The sequence below is a fragment of the Bartonella sp. MM73XJBT.G genome (assembly GCF_028618435.1).
In the GTDB taxonomy this organism is placed as follows: domain Bacteria; phylum Pseudomonadota; class Alphaproteobacteria; order Rhizobiales; family Rhizobiaceae; genus Bartonella.
On sequence record NZ_JAQISW010000008.1, the window covers coordinates 29,960 to 51,352 of the forward strand.

At 38.9% G+C, this 21,393-nt stretch carries 18 protein-coding genes; 1 reads left to right on the forward strand and 17 read right to left on the reverse strand.

Features of this window, described 5'->3' with window-relative positions:
* Window positions 1-23: 23 nt before the first annotated feature.
* From PVV59_RS05745 to PVV59_RS05820, 16 genes are all read right to left on the reverse strand, one after another.
* Entirely contained in the window at window positions 24-872 is an 849-nt protein-coding gene (locus PVV59_RS05745; RefSeq protein WP_273755180.1) for a BID domain-containing T4SS effector, read from the reverse strand.
* A 357-nt stretch (window positions 873-1,229) separates the two neighbouring features.
* Window positions 1,230-2,372 carry a BID domain-containing T4SS effector gene (locus tag PVV59_RS05750; protein WP_273755181.1) on the reverse strand — a complete coding sequence of 381 codons (1,143 nt, stop codon included), beginning with the start codon at window positions 2,370-2,372 and terminating at the stop codon, window positions 1,230-1,232.
* Between the two features lie 319 nt (window positions 2,373-2,691).
* On the reverse strand, window positions 2,692-4,290 hold the full coding sequence (locus PVV59_RS05755; RefSeq protein WP_273755183.1) for a BID domain-containing T4SS effector: 1,599 nt from the start codon (window positions 4,288-4,290) through the stop codon (window positions 2,692-2,694).
* 1,655 nt (window positions 4,291-5,945) lie between these two features.
* Window positions 5,946-7,862, reverse strand: coding sequence for a Ti-type conjugative transfer system protein TraG (gene traG, locus PVV59_RS05760; protein ID WP_273755184.1), 1,917 nt, complete (start codon window positions 7,860-7,862; stop codon window positions 5,946-5,948).
* Between the two features lie 151 nt (window positions 7,863-8,013).
* Complete coding sequence (locus PVV59_RS05765) at window positions 8,014-9,648, reverse strand: BID domain-containing T4SS effector (protein ID WP_273755186.1); 1,635 nt, start codon at window positions 9,646-9,648, stop codon at window positions 8,014-8,016.
* Window positions 9,649-9,658: 10 nt separating this feature from the next.
* Window positions 9,659-9,874, reverse strand: a complete 216-nt coding sequence (locus PVV59_RS05770) for an antitoxin VbhA family protein (RefSeq protein ID WP_273755188.1) — start codon at window positions 9,872-9,874, stop codon at window positions 9,659-9,661.
* Window positions 9,875-9,947: 73 nt separating this feature from the next.
* Complete coding sequence (gene virB11 / locus PVV59_RS05775) at window positions 9,948-11,018, reverse strand: P-type DNA transfer ATPase VirB11 (RefSeq protein WP_273755190.1); 1,071 nt, start codon at window positions 11,016-11,018, stop codon at window positions 9,948-9,950.
* Entirely contained in the window at window positions 11,015-12,196 is a 1,182-nt protein-coding gene (gene virB10 / locus PVV59_RS05780; RefSeq protein ID WP_273755191.1) for a type IV secretion system protein VirB10, read from the reverse strand. Before virB10 ends, virB11 begins: the two co-directional genes overlap by 4 nt.
* A complete protein-coding gene (gene virB9 / locus PVV59_RS05785; RefSeq protein ID WP_273755193.1) occupies window positions 12,189-13,055 on the reverse strand; it encodes a P-type conjugative transfer protein VirB9 in 867 nt (288 codons plus the stop codon). The genes virB10 and virB9 overlap by 8 nt, the downstream gene beginning before the upstream one ends.
* Window positions 13,052-13,756: a virB8 family protein gene (locus tag PVV59_RS05790; RefSeq protein ID WP_273755195.1), complete on the reverse strand. Its 705-nt coding sequence runs from the start codon at window positions 13,754-13,756 to the stop codon at window positions 13,052-13,054. The genes virB9 and PVV59_RS05790 overlap by 4 nt, the downstream gene beginning before the upstream one ends.
* Window positions 13,710-14,024 carry a type IV secretion system protein VirB7 gene (locus PVV59_RS05795; protein ID WP_273755196.1) on the reverse strand — a complete coding sequence of 105 codons (315 nt, stop codon included), beginning with the start codon at window positions 14,022-14,024 and terminating at the stop codon, window positions 13,710-13,712. Before PVV59_RS05795 ends, PVV59_RS05790 begins: the two co-directional genes overlap by 47 nt.
* Window positions 14,025-14,229: 205 nt before the next feature.
* On the reverse strand, window positions 14,230-15,237 hold the full coding sequence (locus PVV59_RS05800; protein WP_273755198.1) for a type IV secretion system protein: 1,008 nt from the start codon (window positions 15,235-15,237) through the stop codon (window positions 14,230-14,232).
* Complete coding sequence (locus tag PVV59_RS05805; RefSeq protein WP_273755201.1) at window positions 15,224-15,757, reverse strand: type IV secretion system protein VirB5; 534 nt, start codon at window positions 15,755-15,757, stop codon at window positions 15,224-15,226. The genes PVV59_RS05800 and PVV59_RS05805 overlap by 14 nt, the downstream gene beginning before the upstream one ends.
* Window positions 15,744-18,107 (reverse strand): VirB4 family type IV secretion/conjugal transfer ATPase, encoded by a 2,364-nt coding sequence (locus tag PVV59_RS05810; protein WP_273755241.1) that lies wholly within the window; start codon window positions 18,105-18,107, stop codon window positions 15,744-15,746. Before PVV59_RS05810 ends, PVV59_RS05805 begins: the two co-directional genes overlap by 14 nt.
* Window positions 18,108-18,129: 22 nt before the next feature.
* Window positions 18,130-18,438, reverse strand: a complete 309-nt coding sequence (locus PVV59_RS05815; protein ID WP_273755203.1) for a type IV secretion system protein VirB3 — start codon at window positions 18,436-18,438, stop codon at window positions 18,130-18,132.
* The gene (locus PVV59_RS05820; RefSeq protein WP_273755205.1) at window positions 18,439-18,759 is read right to left on the reverse strand and encodes a TrbC/VirB2 family protein; all 321 of its coding nucleotides are present in this window, start codon (window positions 18,757-18,759) and stop codon (window positions 18,439-18,441) included.
* 394 nt (window positions 18,760-19,153) lie between these two features.
* Here PVV59_RS05820 and PVV59_RS05825 point away from each other — a divergent pair, with 394 nt between their 5' ends.
* Window positions 19,154-19,879: a thermonuclease family protein gene (locus PVV59_RS05825; protein WP_273755206.1), complete on the forward strand. Its 726-nt coding sequence runs from the start codon at window positions 19,154-19,156 to the stop codon at window positions 19,877-19,879.
* A 649-nt stretch (window positions 19,880-20,528) separates the two neighbouring features.
* Here the strand turns inward: PVV59_RS05825 and PVV59_RS05830 are convergent.
* A complete protein-coding gene (locus tag PVV59_RS05830) occupies window positions 20,529-20,888 on the reverse strand; it encodes a helix-turn-helix domain-containing protein (protein WP_273755208.1) in 360 nt (119 codons plus the stop codon).
* Between the last annotated feature and the right edge of the window lie 505 nt (window positions 20,889-21,393).

A 21,393-nucleotide genomic window follows, 5' to 3' on the forward strand; every position in this document is an offset into this window, starting at 1 on the left:
TCTGTTTTTATACTCATGTTCCTTTACATGGCATAAGCCATTCCTCTTTCTCCATGTCTTTGTCGTTGTTGGCTTTGCTCTGGACTCTCAGGATTTTGTCCTCTTTCGTGATGATGGTGATGACGATGATGAGATCTTTCAGCGTGCTGAGAATGTTCTTGATGGCGTCTTTGTTCCGCGTGAGGGGTTTGTAAAATCCTCTCTCTTGCCTCTTCTACAGTTTTTGTATACCCATCAAGAGCATCAATGAGCGGCTTAAAGCCATCTTCAGCTTGTTTGCGTGCTTGACTTTTCATGCCAAGCGCTTGGCGACCAGCAAGTTTTCCCATGCTTTCAGGATCCTCAGCAAGTTGATCTGAAAGGTCTTTTCCTTTGCTGGGATCTTTAAGTATTTCTTGCAAGCGTTGCTGGAAAAGTTTGTCATTGCCATAAACAACTTGACCCCAATGTACCACCTCTTCTGCATATGCTTGGACCTTTGGATTTTTTAAAAGCATAACACTCATTTGGTCAGGTGTGAGGGAAGATGAAGGTCTTCCTCTTTGTTGTGGAGCAACCGTTGCATAGTCGGTTTCAGATTCTGATAGCTTTTGTTGATTGCGTCCAACTTTTGAAGGGTCAATGTTGCTAACAGATGCGTATGTAACTTCTTCTTCGCGTTTTCGGGGAGCAACTTCTGTGTAATCGGTTTCAGATTCTGATAATCTTTGTTGATTGCGTCCAGCTTTTGAAGGGTCAATGCTGCTAACAGATGCGTATAGAACGTCATCTTCTGGGTTTGGTCCGCGCTGGTTTCCTCTGTTTGGTTTATTCACTGTTGCGTAGAGGGGTTCTTGGTTTTGGGGATCTTGGTGTGGTTGATGTTTTTTCATGGCTGTTTCCTTTCAATATTTTTAGAAAACCTCTTTGGGGCATTCTTGCCTTTTATGCTTTGTTTGTTTTGAGACAAAAAAAGACATTTTACCGAATGTCCTCCAAAGATTTCGCGCTATTCGAAATCAGTGTAACGGACATTTGTGTCTTTTATACAGTTTTTTTATGAAATATTATCAATAAGTTATAATAAATAACGGGGGTCACTTTTAGGACTATTTTTTGTAACACTTTAAAACAATTCTTGGCGCAACCGTAAGAAAACGATTTACGCCAAGAAACTCACTGCAAAAACTTTATGCAAAAGAAATGATATAAAAAAACAAAAATTGATCTGTTTTTATATTTATGTCCCTTTACATGGCATAAGCCATTCCTTTTTCTCCATGCCTTTGTCGTTGTGGGCTGTGTTCTGGACTGTCTGGGCTTTGTCCTCTTGCATGATGACGACGGTGATGGTGTCTGTGTTCATCCCTTTCTGGACTTTTTTGTTTTTCACCTCTTTCAATTTCACGTGTAAATTGTTTATGAAGTTTTTTTGTTTTGTCTATATGTCTTTCAAGGGCTGAGCAAAGGTGAGAAAAACCCTCTTCAGCCTCTTTGCGATCAGGACTTTTTATGCCAAGGACTTGCCGACCAGCAATTTTTCCAGCGCTTTCAGGATGAGCTGCAAGATTCCATAAGACCTTATCAGCACCTTGAGGATCTTCAAGAACCTTCGCAAGTTGTTCATTCAAGGCATGCTCATTGTTATAAACGGTTTTGCACCAAACTTGAACTTCTCTTACACCATATTGAAATCCTTCGTGTTGTAAAAGTTTGCTCGTAACCATATCTTTAGGGGTTTGAGGAGGGGGCGTTGCTGCTCTGCCCACGCCTTCGTAGATGGGATTTTCCCGTTGTTGGGATTCTTGTCCGCCTTCAGCCCCCATGCCCAATGTTGCATAGACAGTTTCTATTGGTTTATGAGGAGCGCGCCCGCTCTGTGTTCTCGGATCAATTTCTGCATAGAGATGTTCCTCTTGTTTTTGGGGGGCGCGTAAATCCTGCGTGCTTCCGCTAGGTGAGTCATAGAGGGGGTTTCTTTGTTCTTGAAACTCTGTTTCACCTGTTGCTAAATTAACGACGGCATAGGGATTTGTGGGGTTTTCTGGGGAAGGCTCACGTGAACTTCTTCCAGCAGCTGCTGCACGGGTAGCTCCTAGTGGGTATTGGGGGGCATAGGGCGTTTCTAGTGGTCGCTGAGAAGGCGGCGTATCATAGGCACCTGCTCCCATTCGCGGTGTGTTGTAGGGAGTGTTTTCTTGTGTATTTGATCTCCCCCGCGGTGTGTCATAGGGAGAAGCTTCCTGGAGAGGCTGTCTTCTGTTTGCTGCTTGTATCTCTTCTGGGCTTGGGATGCGCGGACCGCCTCTTCTGCGTGATTTATCAACTTGTGCGTAGAGGGGCTCTGGGTTCTGGGTTTCTGGATTTTGAGGTTCTGGGTGGCTTTTTTTCATGGCTGTTTCCTTTCAATATTTTAGAAAACCTCTTTGGTGCATTCCCCATTTTTTTGATAGCTTTTTAAGACAAAAGAAGATATCAAAATGAATGCTCTCCAAAGATTTCGCGCTATTCATATTGGCTTGTAATGGAGGTTTATGTCTTTTATACAGTTTTTTTGTGAAATCTTATCAATAAGTTATAATAAATAATACATAAATAACGGGGGTCATTTTTAGGACTATTTTTTGTAACATTTTAAAACAATTCGTGGGGAAAAGTGCGATGAAATGATTAGGATCAAGCGTTTGTTGGAAGGCAAAAGGGAGCGCATTTTTATCCGGTAAGAGCTAGCGATGAGGAACGACTAACTTTCAAACTGCGGACTTGACATTGTGCGTCTTGGGTATCCTTGACAGTCTGTGCAATTTCTTTGGCTTTGCTTTCTGATGTTCCAAGAAGACAAGCTAGTCTTGTATGATCTTTTTCTTGTATGGCTTTACGCTCATCTGAGGAGAGACGGTTGTGTAGTTGGCGGGAAAAGGTATGGAGTTCTTGTTGTAGTGAACGAGAATGCAATAAAGTTTCCCTTTGTTGTTCTTCTGGTAAAGCAAAAAGGTTTTGTAAATTTTTTCCAGGTTTTTCGATCACGCGGCTTAGGCGGTTTTGTTCTCTTTGATGATGCTCTAGAATTTCATCTTTTGCTTGTTGTGTTATTGCACCATAATTTTTAAGGGCTTGGCTGAGTTGTGGAACGGTCTGTTCGGCTTGTCTGCGATGTGGACTTTTTATGCCAAGAGTTTTTCTCCCGGCAAATTTAGAAATTGATTGAGGGTTTTGTAAAATTTCATCAGCAAATTGATTTCCTAAGTTTGGAGTTGCTGTTATGATATCCATTTTTGTCTTTAAGGCTTGGGTTTTACCATAAACAATCTTTGATAAATGTTCGATTTCTTTTCGGCATGTTTCAACATAAGAATCATTTGAAACTTTTGTGATTAATGATTCATGGGAGAGAGAGGTTAATGTTTCTTTTGGAATGAGAGTTTCTTTTACATTTTGAACGTTGGTTTTTTGAAAACGGAGGCGATCGCCGTTCTGTAATGTTTTGATCTGTTCTGGAGGAAGATCATCTTTGTGGCTCACGACAAATCCGCCCTCGACTTCCATAACAAACCCTTCTGCTGAAGCGCCTCTAAAGATGCCTTCATAAAGGATCCCTTCTTTTGCAGCAACAACAACACGGTTGTTAATTTCATCCAGTTTAGCTTCTCTCATTTGGGAGATAAATTCTTTTAAAACAAGAGACTTTTGCGGATGGGTGATATCTTCAAAAAGATCTTTCATCGGTTGGGGATTGCCATATTGCATGGCTTCAATACAAGCTGCTGTCATGCGTTTTTTTGTGATGAACGAAAAGTCAATGGTATGGCCTGCTGCTTGTCCAAGTTTTTCCATAAACATTCGATTAACGCGTCCATTGCCTTTTCGGAAAGGATGGGCGTGTTCGAGCGCCATAAAAACTTCAGCAGCACTTTCAGCAAACTCTTGGCGTGATAAACCTTTCAAATTGTTCTTTTCGCTTAGTGTTTTTTCAAGTTGTTTGAGCTCTTTTTTTATCTGTGGACCAATGGCAAAAGGAACTTCATAACCTTTGGGGCGCATCGCTGGCATACGGGCAGTGCTGCCATCTTCAAAGGTAAAGGATGTATCGCGGGTTTTACCTGCCCATTCAAAAGCTTGGTGGAAGAAGCTCCAGTGAATTAATTTGAGATAAGCGGCATCAAACTTTTGGGGTGGTGGTTCATGACGAAAATTAATAGCCTCTTTTGCGATATCTTGGGCGCAGCGTTCATACAGTTTTTGGGAGTCTTTGATGCCATATTTATTTTTTAATGTTGAGGTTCCTTTATAGAGATAATTTTGCTCTAACATATTGTTTCTCCTTAAAAGATAGGGTGGTGGTTGATACGCGCCTTAAACGCGGGTCATGTTGAAAATTCCCCTTCGCATATTCTTTTGAGATTTTGAGTGTTATGAGAGAAATACTCTTTCTTCACGTGTATGGATGGTTGTAGTAACGGTTTTATGAAGCTTTTGAAAGCTGTTGGTATGAGAGCTCTACACTGTTCTGTTACGATTGTTTTCATGCCTATTCCTTTTTTCATTTATTTTAGCTTCTCTGATGTTTGCTTATTCTTTATAATCCTGTTACCCTGTAAAATACTGATATTAAAGACAGTGATATGGATCCCATGAGGAGATGGGTTTTTGAGAGTTTTTTTTGATAAACCATGCTGGATGAAATTTTTATTCTTTAAGATAAAGCTTTGAGATAAGGGGAGGCTAAAAAGAAAAATGTTGTTTAAGATTTTCGTTGTTTTGCCTTTAAAAAAGTTGTTTGCAAGAGCCTTTTGATGAAGGGTATGGATATGGCAGAGAAGATCGCTCTTGGTTATTGGATGGTTTGGATATTTTCCAGACACCGCTCTTAGGGATCTATGAATAAAAGCAGCTAGCAAGAATTTCTCTCCATAATGTTTTTTTATTGGTCTATGCGGACATTTCGTTGGTGCGTTTACAACAAAATGTATTTTACTTTATGTTGTTTTTCTTAAATTGTATGGCACTGCTTTAAGATCTATAAGAGGAAAAAAACTTTCTTTTGGCTAGAAAAAAGCTGTTTTTTCAGCGCTTGGTTATTAAAGTAGAACACGCGATGATATCGTAAAGGGGAAAAAAGCTGTCTCAGAATATTTTATTCATTTTGGTGTATATCTTGGATGTTTTTTGAGGGGAAACGGTGTTTATTGTGTAGGTATTTTGAGAGTTTTTGTCTTAAAGGCAAATCTTCTGTTTATTATATTCTGTAATGGAGGCACGTCCTTTACGTAAAATAGAGCACCATTATGTAGTATCTTTACAGGATTAGGATTGTTTTAAAGAGAGATCATTTATCCATTTGGCGAGGGGGCTCCTCAATGGTATAATGGTAAAGCTCCCATAAAGCGTATAAAATCTATTGAGCCCTCCCATTTTTATGCTTCATAAAGAAGCTGGTACCATTACACATTTTGTTCGTGCTGAAATGTTGCCGATCAATCCTTGGGCCTTGAGGTGATTTATGAAAAGGCATGCCTTTCTTGTACAGAGTTCTACTTTACTTGAGGCTCCTACTTATGACGTGTGAGTGATAGGATTGTGATTGAGTCAACATGGAACAGATTTGAAATGAGATAATTTTACGCTATTGGGTTTCTCATTCAACACAAAAATATGAATTATCATTATAAATCAATGTATTTTAAAATTATATATGAAAAACTTTGTGAGAGAATGTTCCTTTTTGGAGGATATTGGTGTCGCTATTGGTTGGGGGGATGGGCGTTTTTGATAGAGACTTTTAAAAGATCATGGTTGTTGGTAAAGTGACGCACAAAATATAAAAGGAAAAAACACGGATTTTTTGACTCTGTTTTTCTTGTATGGAGATGGGGGTTTTTCGTTCATAGGTTTTCAAAAAATAGAGATGTATGCTTTTTTTTGTTTTGTTGTCATTCTTTCTATCTTCAATACCTATAATGGGAGAGCTAATTTTTCTTTTGTGGGGCAAAACGGTTTTTTGCGGCAGCGGCTAACATTTCTTTTCTTCTGAAATAGACTGCGCGACCACATCGTAAAGGAGGATGCCCTTGCATAAGAATAATTTGTTCATCTTGACGCATTTCTTGAATAACCTCGTGGGGTAAAATGAGGGCCCTTTGTTGGTAATTTATATTGTAAGAGCTCTTCCCTAAAGATAGACTTCTTGGTTTGTTCACTCCGGTGACTTCAACGGTCATTTGACCACAGCGTTCGGAAATCTCTTTAGCTGTTTGAAGGTCTTTAATGGCAGCATAACTGACAAAAGAGCAGCTTTCAAACCATGAACGCGCTCCTGATTCGCCAAAGTGATTGACCAACTGACCAGTGGATTGATAAAAGAGCATTAAGGATGTACCGTATTTACGTCCACGATCACGGGCTTCTTCTAAAATATTCATATAGCCTAGAAGATCGACTTCATCTAAGACAAATAAAACACGCTTTTTATAGTTACCGTCTGCTGTAACCATGGCATTGAGAAAGGCACCAATAATGACACGTCCTATCGCTGGATAACTGTTTAAAATGCTTGCAGGGAGATTGAGAAAAACATCTATATTACCATTGGTAATATCTGAAGAGGAAAAATCATCGCCGCAGACAAGATTTGCGTAATTGGACAAAGAAAGCCATTGGGTGTCTTTTGAGGCGGTTGTGTAGACTCCTGAAAAAGTTTGTTCTGCCATTTCTGTAAAAATGCCCACCATTTCGCGAATAAAAGGAGAAGGTGTTGTTTCTTGAATCATACGTAATTGATTGATAATAGCTGTTTCTGATTGAGAAAGAATTTCACGCAGTGTTTTTAAATTGCGCTCATGGTCTTCATATTCATCAGAAAATATGACATGAGCAAGAAGAGCCGTTAAAAGATTATGGGCTTGTGTCGAGAAATATTCCGCTGAAGAATTGTCTGACTTTTTATCGGTGAGAAGAAGTTTGGAAAAACCGACAATATTTGCTTCACGTTGTGTGCGTGGGACGCTGTCGTCTAAAAGCCAATCGATGACATTAAAACTTTTTGTTAAAAGTGAATTAGGATCGAGAATAATAACATTTCTATTTTCCATTTTTTGACGGGAAAATTTGACGATTGGGGCAACTTCTGTTGATGGGTCAAGACAAATAATAGATCCTGGATAAGTTAAACACGTAGGAATCACTGTACTTGTGGTTTTATAACCACCAGAACCAGCAAAAAAAATCATATGGGTTGAACCAAAATCAAGGTTAAAGGTTAGCAAAGGTACTGTTCCACCTTTGCCCCATGTTGTTTTATTGCCAGGTGCAAAGGGAATTTTGCACACATTATCTTGATCAACACGGTATCTTTCCCCCACAACAATTTGTCCATTGGCAGGAAAGATTTTTGCGGCCTCTCTTAAATCCATCCATGCGGCTCCCCCAAAAACCTCTTTTTTTGCACGCTTGACCTTATTTTTAGGTGGAGAGGTTGTTATAAATTGAATGATAGAAAAAAAAGCACCAATAATGATGCCAAAGACAACCATAGGATCCATGAATTGAAGTGCATAGCTCCATGTTATTCCTTGTTGGCCAACATAGGGACTTAAACGTTTTATTTCAATTCCAATGTAGTAAAGAGCAATGGTTCCAAAAAAGGACAGGGAAACAACACTAATTATTTTACGCAGGTGCAATTTTTGCGAGAGACTATACAACAATAAAACAGCAGCCGTTAATGCTAAGTCTAATAAAGGTTTTGAACGAAGGGTCCAATACACTTGATCGCTCTTTAGTCCATTTGTTATCAGCAATAAAAAATGAGGAACAAGGAATATCGTTAAAGCACCTAAAGCAATAGGAGTTAAAATAAGGATCATTTGTGTCTTGGTATATTTCATTGTATTCTACTCTCAAATCTCTCTAGAATATATTGTGAAATGCTCTTTTTTTCAGGGGGGTAATACTCTTTTTTTGTAAAGGCGCAAGATAACGCTAACCCGTTTTCATTTATGCAGCTTTCTCATGAAAAAGAAAAACTTGGATCCATTCTTAGCTGGCCATAGCGAGCACATTTAAACGGTTGACTGTACGTGTGCAGGCTTGCTGGTGTGCTTCTTTGGCTTGCTTAATGGTTTGCGTAATTTGCTTTGCCTTATTCTCTGAAACACCAATGCTTTGAGCTAATGTTTCGTAATCATTATTTTTGACAGCTTTATGTTCATTTTCTGAGAGACGGCTATTGATTTTTTTTACAAAGCTGGTCAGCTCTTTTTGAAGTCCAAGATTTTTTGCTAAAGATTCTTGCTGTAACTCTTTTGGTAAGGCAAAAAAATTTTGTAAGCTTTGACTTGGCATTTGTACTGTTTTGGAACGGCGTGCTTGTTCTGTTGTATGTTCTTGAGTAATTTCCTTCTTCGCATGTTCTACAGCATGGGTGAAATTTACAACGGCAGTACAAAGCATCTCAAGATGGTTTTTAGCGTTTGCACGTGCTGGACTTTGGAGTCCACATAAACTCAAACCAGCAAGATGAGCAACAGAGTGCGGTGTCCTTTCGATCTGGTTGGCAAGTCGTTGGCCTAATTGCGGATTGTTAATAATCCCGACCATTTGTTTATCTAATGTTTTTGCGTTGCCATAAATAATGTTTGCTAATTGCTGAATTTGGTCTCGTGCTGTTTGGACACACGCATCTTCTGCGATCATTCCAGCCTTTTCATTTTTTGTTAAAGGGGCTAATTTTTCTTCTGGAATGAGAATTTTTTCAAGCAGTTCAGTTTTAGGAGGTGTAAAGGTCAATTTGTCGCTGGGTTTTAATGTTTTTTGTTGTTCTGTTGTCAGATCTGTTTTGCGGCCGATAATGTAAATCCCTTCTACATCGAGCATAAAGCTGTCAAAGAGAGCCCCTCTATAGATTCCGGTATAGGTTTCATCTTCCTTTGCAACCATAACAAGACGATCATTTAAATCGCGTCCGCTCTTTTTCATGTTGTTCATGAATTCTTGTAAAAGACATATTTTTTCTGGATGTGAGATATCTTCAAAAAGATCTTTCATCGGTTCTGCATTGCCATAGTGTGCGGCTTGGGTATAGGCCGTCATCATACGTTCTCGTGTTGTGAGTGAAAAATCAAGCCGATGGCCTGCGCTTTTGGCGAGATTTTCAAAAAAGAACTCTATTGTGTGTTCATTGCCATCTATGAAGGGGTGTATATTTTTAAGAGAGACAAAGAGTGGCACGGTTTCAGAAATGAAATCTTCGCGCGTTAAGCCTTTCAAATTATCTTTTTCGGCAAGTGTTTTCTCTATTTTCTTTAAGCCGTCGAGGATTTTCTCAGCATTTACAAAAGTATTGTCCCATTCTGTTCTTTTTATTTCTGGCATGACGGCAACGCTTCCGTCTGCAAATGTGAAGGGAGTCGTGCGGATTTGCCCAGACCATACAAATGTTTCTTTAAACAAATGGTGATGGATATAGCTTAGATAAAAGCAATCAAAATGTTCTGGCAGAGATTCACGACGCAGGCTTTTTAATCCTTTTTCTATATCATGTGAACATTTTTCCCGAAAGCGTTCTAAATCTGTCTCTCCATATTTATTTTTGAGTATTTGGGTTCCGGGATAGAGATAATTATGGGGAGAGGGGTGATCTATATTTTTGGTTTTTGCTTTTGCTTTGGGCATCGTTGCTTCCTTATAATATCGTGTTGTCCATGAGAGTATTAAATTCCTCGAGTGAAATAGTCCCCTTTGCATATTCTTCTAAATTTTTTAGCGTTTTGGAATGAAAGCTTATTCCTTCTCTCGTATGGGGGCTGATGGCGCAATCAACGGCTTGGCGGCATTGTTTTAATTTTTCCGCTGTCATCAATAAAAGGTTTTCTCTGTTTTCTATTGCTTTGGTTTTCATGCATTTTTCCTTTTATGTGCAATGTATGTCCAATCGTTGCTTTAAAAGAGCCTTCAACCGATATGATCTTGTCTTAATTACCTCCAAAGATGTTTCGTTGTTTGAAAGGATCATAATAAATTTCTGTGACCTTAAATTTTCCTTCAACCCGTTTGCATTGTATGATGATATCAATCATTGAAATCAATAAACCTCGAATATCATCACGCTCTAAATCGCCCCCTCCTTCACTTTCTTTGACCAAAAGGGTCATTTGCTCAAAAGCAGCAAGGGCTGTTGAGGCATGAACCGTCGTAATTGACCCTGGATGGCCCGAATTGACATTGCGGATATAATAAAAGGCTGTACCATCTCGAAGTTCTTGCAAAAGAATACGATCAGGACGCATTCGTAAAGATGATTCAAGCAATTCTTTGGGGCCAACAGAAGCTAAGCCTTGTCCATCTTTTGAATAGATCATCGAGACATGGTTAGGGTGTGGGATCACCAATTCTTGTGTGTCTTCAATGGTGATAATACGCTCGTCTTGAGGAATTTTGGCGATTAATGCTTTGGATAATGTTGTTTTTCCCGAACCCGTTTTTCCCGCAATTAAAATATTTTTCTGGTATTCTACAGCTTGATTTAAAAAGGAAACAAAGTCTTTATTGCAGTAGGCATTGGCTAAGTTATGCTCGATGACTTTGAGTTCATTAAAACGCGTATGATAATCATTCAATGGCGTGAAAGAGACCTGCTCACAGTGCGAGAAGAGACCTTTATGAGCGAGTTCTTCGAGAGAAAAATTCTGTGATGATGGTTTACGAATTGTCATACTAATTGTGCCTTTTTCGACAGCTGGTGGAATGACAATTTGAATGCGTTCATTGCCAGGCAGAGTCGCCGATAATATTGGATTCTTGTCTGAAATATTTTGCTTGGAATAGGAAGCGACAACTTTCGCAATCCCCATAAGCTCATTAAAAGAGAGAGCCGGTGCTTCTATTGTTTTCCAACCATCCAGCCCTTCCGTCATCACTTGATAGGGACGATTGATAACAATTTCAAAAAGACTCTCATCTTTCAAAAAAGCACTGATCGGTTCAAGTTTTGTGAGAACAACCGTGAGGGTTTCGTCGTTCATGGTGTGTAAGATTTGGTTCATTCTAAAGGTATCGCAGAATTTTTGTAAAAGTTTCTTGAAACAGCTCGGTTGATAATTTGTTTTTTGTTTTCGATGACTTTCAATTTATAAACGCCAGAAAAATCCAAATCGCGGGCAACAAAAACGTTCACCATTTCCCCTTGGTTTTTGGATAATGTTGGAGGAATATTGGCGTAATTTTCGACAATAATATTTGCAATATTTTGTCCTGAAGAGATTGTTTCAGTCTCTTCTTTGTCTTGTTTTTTTGATAAGCGTTTATTGGCATAGCTTGTTGCATCTTTTATCAGGGATACAAGAAGTGCAGATCCAATCCTCTCTAACCAATGATTATCGATATCACCGTCAAGACCAGAGCGTCCTAAACTATCTGTTGCCGGTGAAGCTAAGGATATAATGATCCCATTGGGGGTTTTTGCTCTATTCCATAGCACAAAGAGACGTTTTTGGCCTTTTTTCAATCCAGCGCGATATTCACCAACAATTTGTGTGCCTTTATCAAGGAGCACAACACGACCATTGTCTGATAAAATATCTCTGGAGATGATACAACTGGCAAAACCTTGTTGATCACTGTTGATGGCTGTTTCTAAGATACAAGGGATAGATGTTCCCATCGCGATGATATAATTTCGATTGCCAAGGGTTGAAGCACGAATACCTTCAAGCATGGTGGGTTTGAGAAGATGATTAAAACGTTGTGTTGTTTCATCCGGTTTGCTTTCCAGTTGGTGAGGCAAAACGTTTTTATCGGTTTGTAAATCTATTTTGCTTTGTTGTGTATTCGCATACGCTAATACAGGAGCACGTTGGGCTGCTTCCAACAGGGAATCATCAGAATTTAATTGATTGATCTTGGGTGTTGGTAGCTCGACTTTGGGTAATAGAGCGTTATTTTGGTGCGTCTGCTCAAGGGAGGAGGGAGGATTTGGTCGTGCAGGGCGGAAAAGTTCTGTTTGTTTGATAACTTTCCCTTCTTTTAAAGATTCAATCGGTTGCTTTTTCTCTATAAGTTGTTTTTTGTCTGTAACAAGTGTTGAATAGGCTAAATAAAGACAGACACTGAAAAGAATAACAAGGGCGATTGCTTTCCCTATATTGCTCTGTTGACTTTTCCCTTGAGCATTTTTTATTGTATCGCGATCATTAATGTTTTTTTCATCCACGGCGTTATTCATGGCTGTTTCCTATGTTCACTTTACGTTGTACAGATGGTGATGTCGTTCCCGTTTCAGGATTAATTCCTTCTGGGTTGAATCTCTTATTAAAGATGCACAATACTTCATTCCCACGCCGTAGCGTGAATTGTGCTGCTGTTGCATGAACAATAACTTTGTTGCCTTTAATTGATTTTGGAATAAGGGCTTCTTGCCCATCAGGCGTTACAAGGTAAATGGTGGGGATTTCAACATTACCTAAAAAGGTAAAGGTTGTTGTTTTTCCATTATCATACACAGAAGCAGGTTCAATGAGGAATGAGCCTTGCGCTTCATAAGCCCAATTGCGTGGTCCAAAATCTTCATGGATATTTAAAATATCATTGACAAAGTTTTCTTCACGTTGTTCAGCTTTTGCGGCTTCGGCTTGTTTCTTCCGCAAGGCTTCATCTTCTGGATAACGAAACTTTACCAAGAAATAGGTCTCATTGCCCGCTGAAACATCGCCTTCACGGATTCGCAGCTCAAATTGGTAAGAGCGTTGTGTTCCATCTTGGCGGCTTGTGACGATTTGTAAATTGGTCACAGGTTGGACTTCACGCGGTTTGAGAAAAACAAAGTGGCCTGCCGGCGCAACTTGCCAAGCAACGGAATTTCCAATTCCTACATAGATTACTTCTTCGTCATCGGCAAATTCCAGCTGAACGGAAGAGCGAATGGAGCCAATGATTTGTACGACGTTGTAAGGGTCATAATTGATAAATCTGATGCGGTTATCTTTACGGGCACTGACAGGCGCTGTTTCCGCAAATGAGAGAACTGTGTGAAAGCTGAAAGTGATTGTAAAAATTAAAAAGATTGTTTGTAAAAGTCTGATCATTTTATCACCTCTGGATCAGATCTATATTCCGATACTTGAAAACCAAGCGGGTTGATGAGACGATCAGACGTTGAAATGTGTGCGTTTACGTAGGAAAAATTTAAAATTGAAATCCAATGGGAAATATTTTCTTTTTCATTAAAGTCTCTGACCGTTTTATAGTAACGAACTTGGATAAGATCTTTGCTTATAAAAGAAATTGATTTGATTGTGACTGTCGCAATCATGTTATGATAAACATTTTGTGGACTTTCTGGATTATTGCCCGCGTACCATTTTGCAAAACGGTTTTGTTCTTTTGGAGAAGATAAAAGAGAAACTAAGCGAAAATTGTTTTCTGCTTCTGAGGTTTGAAAACCTTCACGAGCACGAACATATTGGCTGGCAAAATAACGCGTTATTGCTTCATCATAGTCGTTAGGGGATTCTTTTAGACCGCTCACAGTGTCAATAATGCCTGTTGAATTATCAACACGGATAACAAAAGGCTCTATCGTTTTTAAAGGCGTTAAAGCTGCGACAGCCAAAGCGAGCGCAATTGTCATCAATCCAAAAAGTATTGTTAACGCCATGGAAATTTTCATCCGCACGCGCATGCCATGCATACGGTCAATGTCAAAAGAGCGGGCTTCTTTTATATATTCTTCAAGGGCATCACTTTTCACGCGGAACCTCCACAGTTTTGTCAGATCGTGCTTCATAAATAGCCGGCTTTAATAAAGCTGGCTGAATTGTTAAATTGCCCGTTACTTTTTCACTTTCTAAAGTATTGAGAATGATGGGCGTTCTAACAGGCTTTCCGGTCTTTTCTGAGTGGACAACGTTTTTATTTTCCCAATTCCACTTGTCTTTATTTAAGGCACGTGTCTGTTTGCCATTACAGCGTGGTGGTTTTTTGGGGCCACTCAGAGAGGCACAGCCGGTAAGCGCGATTGTTAGGATCATAACAAAAGTTATTTTTCGTTTCATTTTTTGAACTCACAAATATCTTGGAATACAATGCATGAGAGCCTTTTATTTTAAACACTTTTACAAGTTTATGTGATGCAAAACCGTGTTTGATTTTGTTGTAAGGCCTAAGATGTTAAGTTTTTCATGGAACAGGACGATGACACGTGCGCCCTTTGGCGCACGCAAGGAAAAAATATTTATCCTTTTAGAGAGGTCCTTTATCTTAAAACCGTCCACGACCACCCCCTCCAGCGCTTCCTGAGCTTCCTGCTTTTGCTGCGGCGCCTGCCGTACCTTTACCGGCAGCTCCTGAGATGTTTAAAGTAGCACTTTTTATTGCATTAGCACTTGTTCTTGCACTATTGGCAACCATTGTGAAAATCTGTCCCCCTGAAGAGATACCAGCGCTAAAGTATGGTCCGCCAGAGGCTAGTGCTGTGGCAATACTGGGAAGTGCACGGAAGATAATAACCCCTATGATAGAAATGACCATGACAGGAGGGAAAAGAATGTAAATTGATTCATATGAAATTTTGAGAACCTGTAGGATAACTTGACATATAATTGTTCCAAGCATGATTACGAGAACTTGTAAAATGGTAAAATTGACCAAAGTTGTAATCCATGCATCGGTATATTTTCGCGTTGTATTGAACAAATATAAACTAATGAATAGAGGTCCAAGACCTATAATAATAACCAGTGCAACTTGTGCAAACATTTGGACAATAAAACCACCTATACAAAAGAGAATAACAGTGAAAAGCATTATAGCACCGAGAATGCCCACAACGATCTTTTCAAAAAGCCAAGCGTTATATAAGACTTCTTGATAGCGGTCACTTGCCTTTAACAAAATATAATCAAAAACATTGGAGTCTGCAGGATTTCTGTTTAACGCATTGCCAATAGCGTTGGACAAATCATTGAAGAAAATATCTTTGACATAACTATTAAATGTATCCGCATTCGTTGCCATTGTTGTCACAACAACGATTTTAACAACATTATTGAGAAGACTATGCATGGAAAGCGCAACGCGACCTGTCATAACATTGTAGCCATAAAGAAAGATAAAAATGATTGCAGCAAGATTTAAGGGCGCTGAAATAGCAGAAGATAACCCACTCACCGTTGTGTCCATCACATTTTCGAGAGGGTTTAAAATATACCCAGAAATGCTTGTAAATGGAGAAAACTTATCAAATGTAGGAGAACTATAGTCTGACATCTGTACCAGTGCTTTCAAGTTTTTCTTTTAGTTTTTCTTCTTTTTCTTTTAATTGTGCTTGAATTGTTTTATGTTTTTCTTGCTCCTTTTCTTCACGCAGCTCCTCTTTTGTCTTCGTATCTTTGGCTTGAATCATATCAAGAGACTGAAGTTTTAACGCATTCGCTTGAAGATCAGCTTGAAGAAGAGAAACTTTTAATTGAAGTTCTTGCTGAAGGGTTTGAAGTTTCTGCAATTCTTCAAGTTTAGATTGTTTTTCAGTTTCAGTTTCGGTTTTAGTTGTTGCTGTATTTATTTGTGCTTTGAGTTGTTCAAGTTGATCTCTTATCTCTTTGATTTTTTTTGTCTTTTCAGTTGCAGTCTTATAAATAGTCTCAGCGGTTTCTGATTTCGCAATATCGAGTTTTTGTGTGTTCTCGAGTGCTTGTTTATAATATTCATCAGCATCTGGTGAGACTTGTGATAATGCATGAGAAATAAGAGAAAAAGATAACAGTGTTGCTAAGCTATATTTTTTCATTGTTTTTTCTCCTTTGATAAAATATGGGTAGCCATTCATTAGGGTCTGCTCCATATTCGGTTATAATTTCATTCATGAGTTCAATATTTTGAGTTGTGCCGCTTAAAACGGCGATCTCATCGCTCATTCCACGTAAGTTAAGCTCTGCAACAACAGAACTTTGTCCTTGTTTGATAAGAAAACGACGGGATTCTCTGCTTAATTCTGACTGTATCAGTTCAAATTCACGCTCAGTGAGTTTGAAAGCTTCGACATAATCGTTATAATTTGCTTTTTGATTGGGAAAAAATATTTGGGTGGGGCATTGCTCAATAATTGTGTGTGCAATTGTGGAGTTTAAAGCGTCTTTGGGGCTTTGTGTTGCAAAGAGCATCATGCCATTTTGTTTACGGATTGTTTTTAGCCGATCTTGCGCAAAAGCTTTGAATGAATCATCTTCTAAAGCTTTCCAGAATTCATCAACGACAATAATGATGCGTCGTCCATCAATTAGATCAAGAATACGGTGAAAGAGATACATCATTAAGGGGCGCCGAATTTCTTCGTTGTCTAAGAAATCGGTCATGTCATAGCCAATGAATTGTGCATTTAAATTGAGATCATCTTGATCATTGTCAAAAACCCATCCTAAATCATTTCCTCTAATCCAGCGTTGTAGTCGTATGGCAATCCCTTCTTTTGATGTATTGTCAAAAAACAGTTGAAGAGCCCCAAGAGAGCGTTGTGTTGGGGGTAAATTTTCTAAGGAATCGATGGCTTTGGCAATCTCTTGTCGCTCTTCTTCGGTCACAATTTGCCCTTCAGCTGAGACGAGCTTTAAGATCCAATTGCGAAGAAAGATTTTATTTTTTTCGCTGTATTCCATGCCCTTTAAGGGAGAAATACCGGTGGGCTGTCCATTTTTTAAAGGTTTATATTTTCCTCCTCCAGCGCGGACAAAAATCTCTGCCCCTTGATCTTTGTCAAAAAAAACCATGGTTGGATTATGTTTTTGTAATTGTGCAAGAAGAAAATTAACAATCACTGTTTTACCAGATCCCGATGGACCACAAACAAACGTGTTTCCAAGATCACCATAATGAAAATTAAAATAGTAAGGTGAACCAGCCTGTGTTTTGAGCAAAGCGACAGCAGGACCCCAAATATTATCGTTCAATTTGCCAACAGGAAAAGAATGGAAGGGCGATAAAGCGGCAAAGTTTCTGCTGGTAATGGCGCCTGAACGCGCACGATAGCTAAAGTTTCCGGGTAATTGCGCCCACCATGCAGCTTCCAATCCTAAATCTTCTCTGGCAATAACGGCACCCCCATTGGTTAAATGGGAGCGTGCTTTTGATAAGTTCTCAGTCAATATTTTGGGGTTATCGGCAAAAACAGTTAAAGAAATATGATGTTCGCCCAAAACAAAACGGTTTGACTCTAAATCATCCAAGGCTTCATCTAGCGCATCAATTTGTGAGCTAGCACGGTCGGCTGCATTAATCATTTGATTTTGTTTGCGGCTCATAATTGCACTGGCGGCTGCTTTACTTTTAAAAACAAAGGATTGTGCTAAGATGAATTCAAACGGGACCGTAAGCAAACCATCGGTCATCCCTGGGCGTGTTTTAGAAGGGTATTCTTTCCACCCAAACATGCCGGCAAAGCGTTCATTGCTTTCATGACGAATTTCGATAATTTCTTTTCCAAAAATAACACGATCTGAGTAAATCGTTGACGCAATGGTGCCAAATGTCAGAGGAATACGTTCACGCCTTCCGCCCACCAATTGATGGAGAAATTCACTTTGTTCGGAAAATAAAAGCCCTTCATGTTCATAGATTGTTAGGAGACGGACCCCATATTCTTCTAAACCTTGCATGAGATCTTGGCTTAATTCTTCGAGTTTACGAATAGCTTCTTCATCGGGTTCAGATTGTGTTTTTTTTGCTTTGCTCAAGCGCTGAAAAAATGAAGCTAATTTCTGCGTTTTGTCCGCTGCAGGATTCCAAAGCAATGAAATAAATAGATCATTGCGATACAGCTCTTGCGAAACCATTTTCTTTTTGTATTTTTCATCTAATGTTGTTGCAAAAGATGAAATAAAATGTCCTTCTGGATAAATCGTTTCACGACGGCGAATGATGTGAGAATATAAAGCAACCCGTTCATCTGCAATATTTTTCAAAAGCGTGTTTAATTGGTTGTGTAAAGAATTGATTTGATCAGTATCTGCCGTATCAAAATTTACACCCTCGACAGCCATCACAACCATTAAACAGCGTGAATTTAAAGCAATGACATGCTGGTTGATGTAACGTATATAGGGAATATATTCTTCAGGCAAAGTTTCCCGTTTCATCATTGACATATGTTTCACCGGTTGTATTCCTTCAGCTTAGTTCCTTATAAGTGCGGACAAGGCGTAAGGGGGAGGTAGAACCTCCTCCCCATCGGCTGATATTTTTTTGTTTTCCTCTGGTATTGAGCCACGCAAATAGTATGCGAAATTGGTTGTGATCATATTTTGTCACTTCACGTAAAATAAAGTGCATCCCAACTCCAAGACCAAACATGGTAAAATCACTGGTCACAATAAAGAGAATGGATGTCGCCATGACATTGAGTGCCATCGCTTCCATTGTAACACCAATAAACATGGCCGGACGTGTACAGGCAAGGAAAAGGGTATCTTCGTTCATTTATGCTGTACCCGCTAATTTAGTGACAAGAGCGGGGGCACCAAAAACAAGAGCAATACCGAGAACACAGTAAGCTGCTTTGCGTAAATCAATAAAGCCGTACATCCAACCAATACCTACAGCAGCAACACATATAATGGCAATTAGCCTTGCCGTTGGACCCGTCATCATGGTGACAATGTTGCCTAAAACACCATCAAGATTCCCAAAACCACCCCCATTAGGAGCAGGAGCAGCAAAAGAAGGATCGGATACAAATACTGCTGTAAAAAGCAGCATGATCACGATAAAAATGATGTTCTGAAATCTACTATTTGTCATTTTACCTCTCTTTAACAAACAATATTTGTTCATCTATCGACATTCCATTGCCTCTAACACCTGGAGAATTCTGTTATTTTATGACAGTCTAAACTCCTCGTTTTTTTGTTTTAAAAGTCTTGATCGTGGATTTTCTCACTCTCAAATACTTCTTTTTAAAGAGACAGAAGTCTTTTCAAACTGAGATTGTGTTACATGAAAATGGCAATTTTAAGTTGTACTTTTAGTTAAGACAACAATATTAAAACAAGGTGAGAGAGAATATTATTCTTTACAAAATGTAGTTAATGTGTAACACAGATATTTTGATTTTTTCTTTAAAAACAAGGGGATTGCGATAAATAATGTGAAAGGATAGAAAAACAATGAATTTTTTAAGCGAGCGTGTTAAGAGATGCTATTTAAATTGATTGTTATGATTTACATTATAGTTTCTATAATGTGGGGATTAAGTCAATATAAGGATAAAATAGATTTCAGCTTTCTTGAAATATTAAAAATGAAAGATATTCAAGATATTGTTGATCTCTACAAGGAAGAAAAAAAATTAAGGCAATCGATCTCCCAACAGTCATTAGAAGAAAATAAACCAGCGCTTGATCAGCAGGAGAGCGTTGCATCAAATGATGAGGTACATAATGTGCTTGTTTTTCATGGTAGGGCATCGGTTACAAGTGGGGTTACATTTAAATTACTAACACCTTCTGCACAATCTTGGCGATCCCATATGACCCGTGATATTCATCTTTATGGTGTGGACACATGCGCACCACGCCAAAAAGCAAAATTAAAGGATCAAGAATGGCCCTGCGGTGCGGTTACAACGGCTTGGCTTGTCACCAAAACACTTGGTCAGGATTTATCCTGTAAGCGGGCTTTTATGCACAATGGTGTTTATTATGCGCAATGTTTTGTTCAAGGGATTGATTTAGCTGAGGCAGGTCTTAGAGAAGGGATGTTGGTGCTCCCAAAGGAGGGTAAAAATCCTCTTCCAACACAGTACCATCATGCAGAAGAAAAAGCACGTAACAATAAGATTGGTCTTTGGTCAAGCGATTTCACCGAACCCTTCAAGTGGCGACGAGATAATGGATCTTATAACCCGTTTGCAAGCCCTTGATTGGTTTTATTGATTTTCCTTGATGTTTATTGCAAAAATGTGTGAGATCAGGACAAACCAGACAGTCTCATGAGATGGTGTTCTTTGAGGTTGGTGATATAAAGGTGATATGAAATAAAACAAGTGAATATGCTCACTTAAAAAAACGGATTATTGCATTATTTACAGACTGAACTGGATTGAAACGTTTTGGTGCTTCAAGGTGGGGCGGGGAGGCTAGCTTTTTAGGACGTTTTTGCGCGTAGAGCCTTATGGAATATTGTCCTTTGAGAGGTTGAGGTTAGCTTAGTGAAACTGTTAGAGACGACATTAGATTTGTCGCTGGTCCTTTTAAAACAGGGAAGGTGGAGAGGATAGAACCTTTCAAAATTTGGAACAGTCAAAAGACATGTTGCTCAATATTTTAAGACTTGTATCATGAATTGTTTTCATGGATGTTTCAAGTGCTCTTGCCATGATGTGTTTTAAGATATTGTCAGAGGAATATTTATGAAGCGGTATGAAAGCTTATGAAAAGAAAATATTGTGTTTCCTATCGTAGGAAGTCAATCAAGGAGAATTTGAAAAAAACGCGTTGTGATATAAATTGCAAGCGTTTTGTTCTTAGAACAGAAAGCAGATTACAAGGATAAAGATCATGTAAAACATTTTAATTTTGATCAGAAATTAATTTTAAAATGGCTTTCTGTTTGGCAGATGTTAGAACTCTAAAACTTTTTAAAAGCAAAAATTCTTCTCTGTTTGATGCGACTTCTTCATGATGATACGAGGTGTTTTCTTTTGTGATAATATCCGTGTAAAAAAAGGAAACCGGAACTTTTAGGATATCGGAAATTTCCTTTAAGCGCCCTGCACTCACACGATTTAAGCCTTTTTCATACTTTTGAATTTGTTGAAAACTTACCCCTAAAGCGTCTCCTAAGGTTTTTTGAGACATTCCCAATATTTTTCGCTTCAAGCGAATTTTTTTACCTACAAAAAGATCAATATTAAGGTTCTGAGTTTGCATTTGCCCCCTCCGGTTGCGAGCGCCCTCGCATAAGTATTCCGGGAGTAACAAGCACTGACCTCGAATCAGCTTTTTGCTTTTAGTGCGTAAGACACACCTGGACATAGCAAAAACTCCCGGAATTCCGGGACACCCGCAAAGCGGGATAAATTTATGTATCGAGGTTTCGGGCTTGTTTTCCCTATTGGTCGTTGCGTATGCGACCAAAACATCTTTTGATGTGTAAAGTAATTTTAGGAGATTAGCAATAAAAATTGTTTTTTTAGAATGAAGAGATTTCTTGAATTAAGAGACTGTTTGCCGTTCAAATTTTTTTAAGATTGGCTTACGAAACTTATGTTCTCAGTCCTGTCTTTGATGAAGGGAGCCCCCCGTGGATTTTAAGATTAAGCGCCCTAGGGGAGAACTAAAGAGGTCTTTGATCAATAACCAAAATGGTTTTTTTTATGTGGTTGAAATCTCATGATGAGAGGGAAAAGCTTTCATAAATGGATATCCTTCATGC